The sequence below is a fragment of the Enterococcus sp. 9D6_DIV0238 genome (assembly GCF_002174455.2).
GTDB lineage: Bacteria > Bacillota > Bacilli > Lactobacillales > Enterococcaceae > Enterococcus_L > Enterococcus_L dunnyi.
Genome location: NZ_CP147246.1, coordinates 2,123,206 through 2,135,704, shown reverse-complemented (window position 1 = coordinate 2,135,704; position 12,499 = coordinate 2,123,206). Strand labels below are relative to the sequence as shown.

General features: G+C 36.3%; 11 protein-coding genes and 1 pseudogene. 1 reads left to right on the top strand and 11 read right to left on the bottom strand.

The genetic code is table 11. The annotated features are described in order from the left end of the window. Positions 1–26 precede the first annotated feature (26 nt). The 4 genes from A5889_RS09940 to A5889_RS09925 are packed head-to-tail and all read right to left on the bottom strand — an operon-like array spanning position 27 to position 6,082. The gene (locus tag A5889_RS09940; RefSeq protein WP_242585399.1) at positions 27–833 is read right to left on the bottom strand and encodes a WxL domain-containing protein; all 807 of its coding nucleotides are present in this window, start codon (positions 831–833) and stop codon (positions 27–29) included. Continuing rightward, on the bottom strand, positions 834–1,163 hold the full coding sequence (locus tag A5889_RS09935) for an LPXTG cell wall anchor domain-containing protein (protein WP_176372875.1): 330 nt from the start codon (positions 1,161–1,163) through the stop codon (positions 834–836). It lies immediately after the preceding gene. A gap of 17 nt (positions 1,164–1,180) precedes the next feature. Next, positions 1,181–5,335, bottom strand: coding sequence for a pectate lyase-like adhesive domain-containing protein (locus A5889_RS09930; protein ID WP_087641742.1), 4,155 nt, complete (start codon positions 5,333–5,335; stop codon positions 1,181–1,183). 24 nt (positions 5,336–5,359) lie between these two features. Further along, positions 5,360–6,082, bottom strand: coding sequence for a DNA-binding response regulator (locus A5889_RS09925; protein ID WP_087641741.1), 723 nt, complete (start codon positions 6,080–6,082; stop codon positions 5,360–5,362). Positions 6,083–6,369: 287 nt separating this feature from the next. Between A5889_RS09925 and A5889_RS09920 the strand changes: the two genes are divergently transcribed. After that, the gene (locus tag A5889_RS09920) at positions 6,370–7,797 is read left to right on the top strand and encodes a helix-turn-helix domain containing protein (RefSeq protein WP_207114594.1); all 1,428 of its coding nucleotides are present in this window, start codon (positions 6,370–6,372) and stop codon (positions 7,795–7,797) included. A gap of 314 nt (positions 7,798–8,111) precedes the next feature. Here the strand turns inward: A5889_RS09920 and A5889_RS09915 are convergent, their stop codons facing one another. From A5889_RS09915 to fic, 7 genes and pseudogenes are all read right to left on the bottom strand, one after another. Next, complete coding sequence (locus A5889_RS09915) at positions 8,112–8,741, bottom strand: sugar O-acetyltransferase (protein ID WP_087641739.1); 630 nt, start codon at positions 8,739–8,741, stop codon at positions 8,112–8,114. A gap of 123 nt (positions 8,742–8,864) precedes the next feature. Beyond that, positions 8,865–9,236, bottom strand: coding sequence for a pyridoxamine 5'-phosphate oxidase family protein (locus A5889_RS09910; RefSeq protein WP_087641738.1), 372 nt, complete (start codon positions 9,234–9,236; stop codon positions 8,865–8,867). A 161-nt stretch (positions 9,237–9,397) separates the two neighbouring features. Then, on the bottom strand, positions 9,398–9,850 hold the full coding sequence (locus tag A5889_RS09905; RefSeq protein ID WP_087641737.1) for a nucleoside deaminase: 453 nt from the start codon (positions 9,848–9,850) through the stop codon (positions 9,398–9,400). A gap of 7 nt (positions 9,851–9,857) precedes the next feature. After that, a complete protein-coding gene (locus tag A5889_RS09900) occupies positions 9,858–10,076 on the bottom strand; it encodes a hypothetical protein (protein ID WP_087641736.1) in 219 nt (72 codons plus the stop codon). Continuing rightward, positions 10,064–10,201 carry a hypothetical protein gene (locus A5889_RS09895; RefSeq protein WP_176372873.1) on the bottom strand — a complete coding sequence of 46 codons (138 nt, stop codon included), beginning with the start codon at positions 10,199–10,201 and terminating at the stop codon, positions 10,064–10,066. The genes A5889_RS09900 and A5889_RS09895 overlap by 13 nt, the downstream gene beginning before the upstream one ends. Positions 10,202–10,646: 445 nt before the next feature. Further along, a complete protein-coding gene (locus A5889_RS09890) occupies positions 10,647–10,934 on the bottom strand; it encodes a hypothetical protein (RefSeq protein WP_207114593.1) in 288 nt (95 codons plus the stop codon). Positions 10,935–11,587: 653 nt separating this feature from the next. Next, a pseudogene (gene fic, locus A5889_RS09885) lies at positions 11,588–12,189 on the bottom strand (protein adenylyltransferase Fic). Positions 12,190–12,499 lie beyond the last annotated feature (310 nt).

Genomic DNA, 12,499 nt, shown 5'->3' with positions numbered 1-12,499 from the left:
TGGACGAATCCAGAAGTATCACATGGTTAAGGTAACTCGGCTAAAATCCAAGTCAGTTCTGTTGCATATTGTACTGGGTAGATTTTTGTTGCATTCGGAATAGCCAATCGAACAGCAGAATTGCTATAAGCCGGCTTTCCAGAAAAATCATCGATCAGCGCATTGCCCGATGAATCTACCACTGGAAGTAATGTTGTCTCCATATTGTTGCTATTTGTTTCAGAAGCGCCAAACGCAATCGTCCAGACACCACGGCCACTGCCTGGGGAAGCTGTTGCTAAGTCATAGGCTGTGCCGATTGAGTTTAAAGCAATCGTTTCCCGGGTAACCGTAGGGGATTCACTTGTTCCACTACTATTTGCCCAGCCTTTATCTAGAGATAAAACGGCGCCATTCAACTCTTGCTCATTGGCATTTTGAATCACTGTATTTCTAAACTGATGATTCTGTTTGACTTGTAAGGTCCAGCCAGTTGAATTGGCACGCTGATCAGTGATTTGGATATAGCTGCCTCTCGGACCAGTCTCACTTCGAAATTGTTGTGCTAATGCATGATAGGTGCGGTTTGTACCTGAAATTTTAGCTTTGCCAAAATCAAGCGACGACACATAATCAATACGTAGAGGCCCTTCTGTGGACGGCCCTTCACCAGGATCAACGACTTCTTCAGGATTTTCCGGGTCTATCGGATTTGATATTGCACTGCCTTCAACAGTTACTGTCCCTGGTTGTGTGATAGAACTATTTGTCGCTTGAGCAGATGAACTAAAAAACGTTAAGCTTGTCAACATAATGATCATGCTGGTAATGATTTTAAATTTCTGTTTCTTCATCTATTTCTCCTCCTTTACTCGTTTGCTTACTAAGAGTAAAAGAAGGAAGAGCACGAGCAGACCTATTCCGACAAAACTAAAGTTACGGATAAGTTCCCCTGTACTTGGAAGCTTGCCAACTGGTTTTACGACGACCTCAGACTCTTGTTCAGTGGATGACCCTACTTCTGGTAAATTTTCACTTGGTTCGAGAGAATCTTCATAAAACGAGATCTTTCCCCCCGTAGTTACTTGTCCGCCAGCTCCTTCTGTTCCATAAACAGTCGAAGGTACTACGGCTATGCTGATCAGCAAAATCAAAGAGCTGAGTAAAATAATCAATTTGTTCATTCTCATTTTCTCTCCTCTTACGGCTGTCCAGCCATTACTTTCCAAGTGATCACACCAACATAGTTTCCTGTGTGGACAATATCTGATGATTCAATTTGCAGTTTTACACCGTCTGTGCCAGTTTGTGATCCCCAGCTATTACTGATATCGATGCTTCCAGCAGAGCCGTCAGCATTTAGAAAGACTGTTTGTGCATTCGTATCTAAAATCGTTTCTTTCCCTCGATACACGTAACGCAAAGCATTAACCAACTCTTGTCCTTCTGTATTTCTCATTGGGGTCGATAGTGACGCTGTTAGTGTCCAGCCATTTGCTGTATCTGCTCTTGTATCAGTAACGATCAACGGCTGGTCGATCGATGGATCATCCACACGTTTTGTTGTTGCGTTGTAAGTAAGTGAACCAAAATCTAAAGCATTCGGTGCTGACGCTAAACTCAAGATACCTTGTAGTTTGTATCTGACCGTTACTTCTGTATTATTGATCACTACCTCCGTCTCATTGTCAGGACGTTCGGCGATTTCATATCCTGCACTTTCTAAATCAGTTAATTGTTTTGTCACACGCTCTTCTTTAGTCAAATCGATTTTATCTCCAACCTGACTGTCGATCGTGATCGTATAGCCAGGAAGTACTTGACCGAGTTCATTGATAAATTCGACCGTCAATACAGCATCTACATCGACTACTGTCACTTTGATCGTCCCAGTAATATCTTGTGCTAAGCCAGAATCTGCAGCTTTAACTGTTAATGTGACTGTATATTCTTTAGGCTGGATATTAGCGATGTCATTTAACCCGCCAAAATCAGTGACTGTGACCAACTGACTTAAATCTGTTCGTACTCCTCCAGAAAGCATAAATGCTTCTGCCTTAGAGTTCTCCAGAATATAGGTAATCAATTCCGGTTCGGATAGGTCACGAATATCGACGTATGATGCTTCGAAATCTGACCCAGAAACACCAGCACCCTCATCGTATACGATCAAAGTTGAATCAACTACTGTCGTATTAGGATCAGCTTGCCCATCAGCATTGACTGCACGATCTGAAACTTTGATTTTAACTGTATGTTCTCCAGGTGTCTGTGCAGCTTGCGCGGCAGTCTCAGGATCGTCATAAGCAAAATCAAATCCTGTATTAATTGGACTGGTATCTGCCACATCCTTGACCATATCTTTTGGATCAGGTAATCCATCATTTAAAGAAATGTAATAAGTCACTCCTGACGCAGTTGGCGGTGTTTTATCAAGAACCGTTTGTGTCACTTCTTCTGCCTTCAAACTAGCAAAACCGTAAGCATGAATAACAGATCCTGCTGTAAAATAATTTCCAGAAGGAACGGTGATCGACCAGTCTCCGTTAGCATTAGACTGCGTTGTAAAGTTGTTTCTAAATTCTATTGGCGTCGTCGTATCCTCTACTGGTGAAACCACCTTATCTGTAGATGGATCCAATGCAGGTGAAATAGAATTATCAACAGGTACATCCCATAGACGAATATAAGCATTTGGGATTGCATAACCATGAACAGTTATTGAACTTGAATCTCCATGATTATCTGTAGCCACACTATGAATGGCAATATTTGGATCAGGAACTCTCGTAAAAAGAACTCGCTGTGCTTGTGTTGTAAAATTCTGATTGAAATTATTCAATATTGCACTGGTCATAGCATTGGACAGAGTGATTGTCGGCTGTGCATTTCCCCCATAAGTAAGACGCATATTACTCATTGGTTCATATTGAAAATCTGATCCACTATCATCTGCAGAACCATTCATGTTGCCATAATTCCATTGATAAACATTTTGGACAGATACGTCCAAAATTCCTCCGGAGGAAATCAATCCGCTACTTGCATTATTAGTCCCTGTTAGAGTTCCATGCTTTTGTAAATTTACTCTAACTGCGTCGCTAAATTGGAATTTCGTTGTTGTTGCTGTTCCTCCCATATATATAAGGTTCTGAACATAACTCGTACTATCACTTTGAACATCTAATGAACCTTTTGCATTAATCGTAAATGTAGATGCTGCATTGGCATGAATTAAATTCGTATTAGAGGCTCCCATGTTTTCACCTTTAACATTTAATGAGCCGTCAATTGAAATTGTTCCACCACTCATCCAGATCGGCGTTTGAGAAGATCCCGTTCCCGTCCCGGGATTTGAATTACCAGTCCCGTTATATGCGGTTGTCAAAACATTCAACATAGCGCCTTCTTTTACTGTTAAAACAGACGTTGTTCCTTGAAGATTAATCACTGTTCCATTGGTCGCGTGGTTATTGATCATGTTTACTGTTGCGTTTTTACCAACAGTCAGTGCAGCAGAATTTCGTAAAGTTACGTTTGTATTCCCGCCTTCTGCCGTAGTAACCGCATTGCCACGTTCAAATGTTACTTGTGCACCTTCTCCTACATCAAAGTTTCCGCCATTTATATCTAAAACATTACTTCCCCGTGATGATAGATAGAACTTGGCATTATCTAAAACTTTGGCAGATGACACACTCAATGAGGATTGGCGTTCATTGTTTACCGACCAGGTTCGTATTGTATCGCCATTTTTGCCAATCGACGTATACGTAGCTTGCTGCTCTAAATGAGTGTCTCCATCAATATATAACTCTGTCGTACCAGCTTCCATAAATTGAGAACCATATCCCTGATAGTCCTTCAGCGTCATCTTACCGCCTGAATCATAAATCAACGCTCCCCAATAGTTTCCATGATAAACATCCATATTATTGAAGCTGATGTCCCACGAACGCCCACCATTATTATTTGCAGAAACAAAGTGATGCACGATCGCACCAAAATCCAATGTATAGCCATTGCCCTCTACAACTACTTTTCTTGCTGTACCAGCAATGTCAAAATAGTTATGCACCATTCCACCACTCGTATTTGCCCGCGTCGTACTTCTAAATATTTGTTGAGAAGCACCTCCAGATGGACTAAATGCAAAATAACTTGTAGCAAATGTACCTGCTGTAGTAAATAAATCTGCTGTAATTTCAATGTTTGGTACATTATAGTCATGAAGTGCGACTAAATAACCAAGCATTGTCTCAACTTGACGAGTGTGGGTGGCTTCACTGCCAAAATTTATTTGAGTATTTGTTCTTGCCGCACCCGTCAATCCATTCGTTGTCGCACTAGCTGCTGTATGAGAGGATTTATAGATTGGTCCCGAAAAGTTTTTCGATATGACATCAATATTTACAAAATCAAAAATCCAAAAACCTTGAGAACTGCCTGTAGTAGAGGCATTCAGTAATCCTATTGCTAAATTTCCAAAGTCAAAGGTATGACCATTTCCGTTAATTGTGATACTACGGGAACTCGCAGCCTTATTAATATAGAAATATACATTCTCTGCACTAGCCATATCCACAGTATCTGTGCTAAATAGACCATCGTAATTTTGTAAAACACCTGACAATCTAATATCATTCTGTAATGAAATCGTTGTGATAGACGTATCCGCTAAAGCTTCAACAAAACTTTGCCAATCTGTGATTTCAGCTGTGTTCTCAGCATTCGGGCTAACTGAAACTTCGTCTGCTAAGGGTTTGATTCCCTCGAGTGCTTTTATTTCCGATGATTCCTCGACAGAAATTTTCAACTCTTGTCGTTTCGCCGAATCTATAGTGTCACTCAATTCAAATGTATATTCACCACTAGCATCTGCGGTAAGCATCAATCGTACATTTTCTTGTTCTACATCCATTGAAATAGTCAATACTCGTTTTGTTTCATTCCAACTAAAAACTGGCAGTTCACTTTCTTTTTCTTCTTGAAGCATATTCTCTTCAGCTTCAATATCAAAAGTTATACCTTGCGGAATGAATAGATTTAGTTCTCTTTTGATTTCTGCCGGAACTTGTTCTATTGCATCTGACTTTTCTTCAACAGTCGGTTGAGGTATCTCTAACTCTGTCTTTTGCCCGAGTTCCTCCATATCTCGTGTATCAGAAATATCTAAATGGAAAGCTTGATTTTCACTAACCTTTTCTTCTACCAACGTAAGAGAAAGGGGCTCTTTAGCAAATAGCTTAGTCGCTGAAAAATAAACCTGTCCAAATACAGCCAAACAAAGAATTGAAACTGTAAGGATGTTGATATACATTAATCGTTTTTTTCTTGTTTTATTCATTTCATTCATTTTCCCTCCTTGTATCTTAAATTTTTAGCTATTATACGCGACCACCTCCTTTAAAAAATTCGTATCTTTATTTGAATCAAGTAGATATCCAACTGAACGAACCGTGCGTAAAATCTTTGGGTCAGCACCGCCTTGCTTTAGCTTATTTCTTATATGGAAAGCAACATTTGCTATACGATAGGTTTTTATAGAATTATCCACTTCTTCCTTCCCTCCCCAAACATAATCTGAAATTTCTTCATATGTAAATGCCTGATTGACTCTGCTCGCTAACAAAGACACCATTCGATACTCCAAACGTGTAAGGCTCACTTCTGACTTATTCGGTAGTTTCATGCTACAATTTAAGGAGTTCAATTCGAGCTCATTGCTGGCTTTTGATTCACCTATGTTTTTTTCGTCTGTTCTGTGAATCAATTTTAATGTGTTCTCAATGATGACAAACATTTCATCATCCGATATATTTCTGCCAAGATTACCTAACACACCTAATTCAAGGTTGATTTTCTTACTGATTTCATTGTCAGTCTTTGATTTCACCCATATCGGTAAAAGTGATTGTCTTTTGATCGATAGAATCAATTCAAGGACTTGATTTTGATTTTCCTCTGAGCTGTAAATCAATACGCCGTGCATCGTATCTAATTGCGCCAATAATTGTTGTTCATCAGAAAAGTGAAAGTCACATATTTTAATAGAAGTTGGTATGAAATAGTCTTTAGTATTAAAAATTGCCAAATTATACATAATTTGATTTCTCCTTTCTTTTGTTTGTGCACAAAAAATATATTATATTCCCCTTTTTTACACAAACTAGGTTTGTCTAGCCAAAGGACAAATCAAAAAGAACAAAAACAGCCGATTCGAACCAAAAACTCGTCGTTTTTTAATTATTATTTAATTTAAATATATTTTTTTAATAAAAATATGAGAATTTTCTTTATGTTTTTTCTTCAAGAGGAGAAATTTTAGATAAAATCTGCCTTACTTTTTTTGTTATGATTCTAGAATATTATGATTTTGGAGGAAATAATATGAATGAAATAGGTTATAAATTATTATTAGACACATCAACTAAACGAAAAATTACTATTTTAAATTTATTATTGGAATCGGAATTACCTATTCTAATTTCTGAATTAGCTGAAATATGTGAAGTTTCTCAAAAAACCTTAAGAAGGGATATTCAAGCCTTAAGTAAGCTGTTTCCAGATTCATTGATTTTAGAAAACTCTTCATTGATTCTAAATATCTCGACAGATATGAATCCGATTTTGAGCTATATCGAAGAAGAGGTGAAAAACAATATTTTATTTTCTATCGTGGAAGATACTTTCTATGGTCGTAGTGAAACGATCGATTACTTATCAGAAAAGTTCTTCATCGCTGAATCTACTCTTCGTAAATATTTATCTGTTTTAAAAGAGGTATTAGAGGATTTTGATTTGACCCTGAATCTTTCACCAATTGAAATACTTGGAGATGAAGTCAATGCTCGTTACTTTTATTTCCATTTTTTTGAACAAGTGGCAGAATACAATCAACATTCTTATTTAAAAAGTAGGCATATGGACTTGTATGCGATATTGAGGAGTCTACTCCATAATTATGGCTTGATCCTTAATGTTGACTATCATCGATTCGTCCGCTGGATGACCGTCAGTGAACAAAGAATACGGCAGCAAAAGTTAGTCTATCTAGACGCAAAAATTTTAGATAAATATCGCCATAGTGATACATTTATTATGTTGAAAGCAGCAGCGAAAAAATCATTACGTCCAGATTCTTACAACTTGATTACGGACTCTGAAATCGTGTTTGCATTTCTGATTTCCTTAGACACGATCGTTTATGATGAGAAAAGCCACTTTTTGCCAAATAGCTTTTTACAGGCAACAGAGGATTTCGAGCACTTAGTCACTAAATTTTTCCAACATTCCGGTTTGAGTTACCCCTTAAATGTTGAACTAAAAGCAATCATCAAGGCCTTTCTGGTGAATGAAAAAGCATTACAGGAACTTTCTCCTTTATTTCAAAAAAATGATTCTAAATTCAAAGCCTTGATGGAAAAAAAATACCCAAAAACAATCGAAACTTGGACGACCATTCTTAAAGATAATCATGATTTCTTATATAAAGAAGATTTAGCGATCAGCTTAGCTTCCTTAACTGAAGCGAAAGTCAATCGTAGTAGTAAAATCCTTTTTGCTTTGAGCGGAACTTCTGCTGAAACAGCTTATTATAAATATTTGGCGCATAAATATGTACCGAAAACAGCGGAATTGGCTTTCGTATTCAACCAGCCGATCGACAATAATTTGATCGAACGGCTGGATATCGATGTCTGTATTTGTAATTTTCCTTTGCCTTCATCGGATATTGGCTGCACCTTCTTTAAATTTTCTAGTGTGCCTTTAGATCGGGAATGGGAAATCTTAGCTAAAAAGCTGACCACTATCTAAGGTATTTTCTACAGCTAAAAGGGACTGGTACATAACTCTACGAGTTACGCCCCAGTCCCTTTTAAAACGAATAAACGGTGGAAGCAGAAGTAACTACTACGCTTCGCTTCGATCACATCAAATTCTAAGTGCTAAAGCACTAAGATTTGAAGGCTTCAGAAATAAGCTGAAATTGCTGTAAAACACAACGAGGAACGAGTTGATGTCGCACAGTACCTACTTGGTCACAAAAATTTGAAGAACAATTTTCGTAAATTCCCTCTTATTTCTCGGAGTTGAACACTTCTGTCCCATCCTCTTTCTGATTTTATCTATTAATTGCTATCATTCAAACGATAGATCTCTGCCAAATCCTCCTCATCAAATGGTCGATCTTTATAATAAAAGGCACGATCTCTACTATTGATTTCCCGCAACACTTTACACGGATTCCCAACAGCAACTGAATTAGCGGGGATATCTTTTGTTACAATACTACCTGCACCGATCACACTATTTTCACCGATCGTCACGCCAGGACAAATGGTTGTATTTGCTCCGATCCAACAGTTATCTTCAATAGTAACTGGATCTGCATACATCAACCTTCGATGATCCGGATGAATCGGGTGCCCAACCGTAGCAATCGTTACTCCTGGTCCAAACGCTACTTTATTTCCAATAGTAATTTTTCCATCATCAATAAATGTACATCCCATATTCAAATAGCACTCTTCACCTAACTGAATATTACGGCCGTAACAAAAATAAAATGGTGGTTCGATCCATGCATTGACTTTTGTCCCAAAAATGTCATCCAAAAGTTGAAAACGTTCTTCTATTTTATCTGGTGACAGCTGGTTAAACTGCCTCATCTTCTTTTTGGCCTGCATCCGTTCCTCCGGCAGGTTTTCACAGTTATCTAAAAACAATTTTCCAGCAAGAATTCTTTCTCTCATCCTCATAAAAAATGTCCTCCCTTATGTACCCATTCTTTAGTATACGCTATCATTTCCATTAAATACGTGTTCATCTACTAAAAAAGAAGCAAAAGAAAACTTCTGCTCCACTTTAACAATTGTTTTCAATTAGATTGTCTGCTTGACCAAGCCAGGGTGAACGACCATCACCTGTCTTAAAAATGGGAATTCGCTGACCATTTGATCAAACTCATCACCTGAATCAAGAAACTCCGTTGTTCCTTCAATATAAAAACCAGCACCAGCACCGATCGTGCCTTGAACCTCTCTAGAAGCTAATGTTATTTTGATTTGATTATTTATCGCTAAATCTGCTTGTGTTGAATGCATGCCAGCCATTGGCAGTAAAATACGATCATCTTCTGTCAATTTCAAATAACTATTCCACGTATTCGTCACGTGCGCATCATTATTCGCCCATGTCGTCAAAGAAACGGGTCCTTCATGTGCTAAAACTTCTTTAAATTTTTCATTGAACATACCTTTTCCTCCTATTTATATATTGATAAAAAATAAGAATAAACCATTATTCTAAGAGTACCACAAAACGTTGATTTTAAAAGGCGAACAAAAAGTAAAATAATCAATAGCTATTTTAGCAAATACATGATAAATGATCTTCTCTTTAAACAAAATAACTGCTAATTAGTATGACGTAAAAAATAACCTTTAATATCTTCCAGCATGAAATCCTTAATTAAGGTAACCTCCTGTATTCGAGCACCTTTTTGCAAAACCTCTTCACAAGAAATAAATGACCAGTTCTCTTCATTGCCGCGATATTTAGGATTATTTGCATAGACAACTCCTGTGATTCCTGACCAGATAATTGCTGAACTACAGAGTGGACAAGGTTCAAAAGTAGAATAAAGCCAGTAATCTTGAGGGAGTTTATCTACGTTTAACTTATCACAAGCCTCCCTTATCGCATTGATTTCGGCATGTGCAGTCGGATCATGGGTTTCGGTCACCGTTGTCTCACCCTGTGCGATGATATTCATTTTTTCATCAATAACTGCTGCGGTAATCGAATGGTTTGTCCATTGATTGTGGATCAACTGTGTCATTATTTTTTCATTGGGATGTTCAGACATGTTTTCATCACACTCCTATACTTTTGTACTGATTGTCTTTACGAATTTCTTCTGCAGCATTCTCATGGTATGCTGTTCCCATTAAGTAATAATACATATCCGTATTCTTTTCAGACTGCGGCATGTTCTTCAAACCATCTTTCGCATAATTTTGAATTTCTTCGACACTAATTTCTAATTTGTCTAATAGTAATTCGTTTAAAAATTTGACACTTAACAATTCCATTCTAGCTCTCGAATTTTTTCGTCCATCTCTATCGCCTCTTTCCATGTAGCTAACGCTTCATACAATCGCAACCGTTTGTATCCTTTTTTCGCCGATATTGTTCTAAATGTTACTTCTATTATCATCTTCAAATTTCCTACAACCACCTTTTCCTTAATGATGTATTTTCTTTTTCAACAATCTAGTTACCTTTAAACCTTCCTCAATCTCTTCTTTTGCTACTTCTCTTTCAAAATTTTCATAAGATAAAATCAATTTAATTGCATTTTTCAGTATAATTTTCTGTTATTTCTAGAAGTTTTTTATTATCCAATTTTATTCTCCTATTCATCACAACTGAAGGAGGAAAACAGAGTGAAAAAAGGGGAGTCAGCGTGTTGATATTTATGATAGGTTTTTCTCTATTAGTAATATTCAGTGTTTTATTGATGAAACTATCAAATTCTGATTGTCTAACATGCGTTGGGATAATTACTCCGTTTATTTTGCCGATTGGTGCTATAGGAATTATATTAGTGATTGTTTCATTTGTTAAAGCAAAGAATATCAAAAACGATCCTTTTTGACAACTTACTCACCAATCAGAGTTCCTTGATGAAAGATCATTTTCCACTCACCAAATTCATTTATCCATACATTGCTCCTCATTGAAAGACTATTATCATTATCATCTTTAAGTTTGTAAATGGATATCACTGTCTTGTCATCAATGATTTTTATATCATACTCCAGAATCACAAAATTTCTAACCCCTTGGTCTAATTTCTTTAGCTCTTTATAATCCTCATAGTGTTTTAATTTTCCAGAAGAAGTAATTTCACTAAATCTACTATCTAATAAGCCTAGAATAGACTTCATATCATGTCTAACATCGCTGTCAAGGTGCTGAATATCTAATTTTAAAAAAAGTCTTTCTCCATAGCAATATTCCTTTCAAGTTGACGTTTTTACTGAAAAAAACAAAGTGTTAACGCCTGGAGTTTATTTTAGATTCTTTTTGATAACTGCTATTTCTACTTTAATTTCAGAAATTCTATACTAATTCATCACAGATTATTTAAATTTCAATTGTATTATATATTCATAATAAACAAATAGCCCTAACAAACAAAACTTTTTCATTTTTAACTCCTTTTCCTACCTTACCTAAAGGTAGGTCTCTTTTTTATAAAGAATTATTTATTTATTTAAAATTGACAAAGCTACTTCATTCACTTAACATTGAATAGAAGAAATTGATCTTTTATACCAAAAACGAGTGTTTTCGATAATTTGCTTAATTAATAATTCAATGAATATAGAATACTGATATTGCTGGAAGTTATCCTAGTTTTGGGACAGCTTTTTTATTTTGCCAAAAACGGCGTTTTTGGTAATCCTCAGAACGCCCACTCAAGATAATACCTCAGTTTATAAACTGAAATGATCTTAGAATCGCTCTGCAATAACGTAGGTTTACGATATATAGATTTAGTTATAAGTTTTGGTGATTTTTTAGCTTTTTTTACTGACTATAAGTATTCAGTATTATATTCTGTATATCCTTCATAGTAATAACTAACATCGATACCTTTCATGTATGTTTCCCGATCGCTTACTAAAGACATTAGTGCTTGCTTGATTAAAAAAGCAATTTCCAAATCATTGACCGGACTTCTTTCCATTGCAGAAAGATAGTCTCTTTGTTAATCAGATTCCAATCAATGACTTTTTTGATTTATTGTTTAAGAATCAAATACAGCCATATTCTTGTACTACGACCATTCCCCTCACGAAAAGGATGTGCAATGTTCATCTCAACATACTTTACTACAATTTCATCGATTGTTGATTGAGGCATTTGATCAATATGATCTAACGAGACGTTCAAATACATTACTGGTGCAAACCTAAAATTTCCTTTATCAATATTTACCATTCTAATTTCACCGGCAAAATCAGAAATATCAGAAAAAAGGTATCGATGAATATCTGCTAGTCCTTTGAAGGTTCCTACTTCTAGTTTATCAATATTCCCACTATCGTATAATTTCTTTGCATTCGATTTACTGATCTTTTCTTCTACTCTTGCCAATTCAACTTGATTTGTAACGCCTAATTTATTCGTTAACATCTTTTCCCTCCTGGTCTTCTCCTTTTATCTCAGAATAGTAGCAAACTATTGATAAATAGATCGCAGTCACTTTTTCAAATGAATGATTCTTGGATCCTACCCAAAAAGGGTTATCTTTTCATATTTGCCAAAAAAATGACGTGTTTCTTCTATAATTACTATAACGTATTATAATAACTATTAGAAAGGAGTTTTTTTATATTAAACATCCGAAAAATTGAAGAGGAACTTGAAAAAATTCTCTCCAAAGAAAAACGCTCTTGGGTTCGATTATTTGAGTTGATCCGTGTAGTAGAAATTGGTTCTCTTT

What these genes read in the sequence shown, in the direction of transcription:
- A5889_RS09940 (WP_242585399.1), bottom strand. Translation starts at nt 833, where the DNA reads ATGAAGAAACAGAAATTTAAAATCATTACCAGCATGATCATTATGTTG.
- A5889_RS09935 (WP_176372875.1), bottom strand. Translation starts at nt 1,163, where the DNA reads ATGAACAAATTGATTATTTTACTCAGCTCTTTGATTTTGCTGATCAGC.
- A5889_RS09930 (WP_087641742.1), bottom strand. Translation starts at nt 5,335, where the DNA reads ATGAATGAAATGAATAAAACAAGAAAAAAACGATTAATGTATATCAAC.
- A5889_RS09925 (WP_087641741.1), bottom strand. Translation starts at nt 6,082, where the DNA reads ATGTATAATTTGGCAATTTTTAATACTAAAGACTATTTCATACCAACT.
- A5889_RS09920 (WP_207114594.1), top strand. Translation starts at nt 6,370, where the DNA reads ATGAATGAAATAGGTTATAAATTATTATTAGACACATCAACTAAACGA.
- A5889_RS09915 (WP_087641739.1), bottom strand. Translation starts at nt 8,741, where the DNA reads ATGAGGATGAGAGAAAGAATTCTTGCTGGAAAATTGTTTTTAGATAAC.
- A5889_RS09910 (WP_087641738.1), bottom strand. Translation starts at nt 9,236, where the DNA reads ATGTTCAATGAAAAATTTAAAGAAGTTTTAGCACATGAAGGACCCGTT.
- A5889_RS09905 (WP_087641737.1), bottom strand. Translation starts at nt 9,850, where the DNA reads ATGTCTGAACATCCCAATGAAAAAATAATGACACAGTTGATCCACAAT.
- A5889_RS09900 (WP_087641736.1), bottom strand. Translation starts at nt 10,076, where the DNA reads ATGGAATTGTTAAGTGTCAAATTTTTAAACGAATTACTATTAGACAAA.
- A5889_RS09895 (WP_176372873.1), bottom strand. Translation starts at nt 10,201, where the DNA reads ATGATAATAGAAGTAACATTTAGAACAATATCGGCGAAAAAAGGATAC.
- A5889_RS09890 (WP_207114593.1), bottom strand. Translation starts at nt 10,934, where the DNA reads ATGAAGTCTATTCTAGGCTTATTAGATAGTAGATTTAGTGAAATTACT.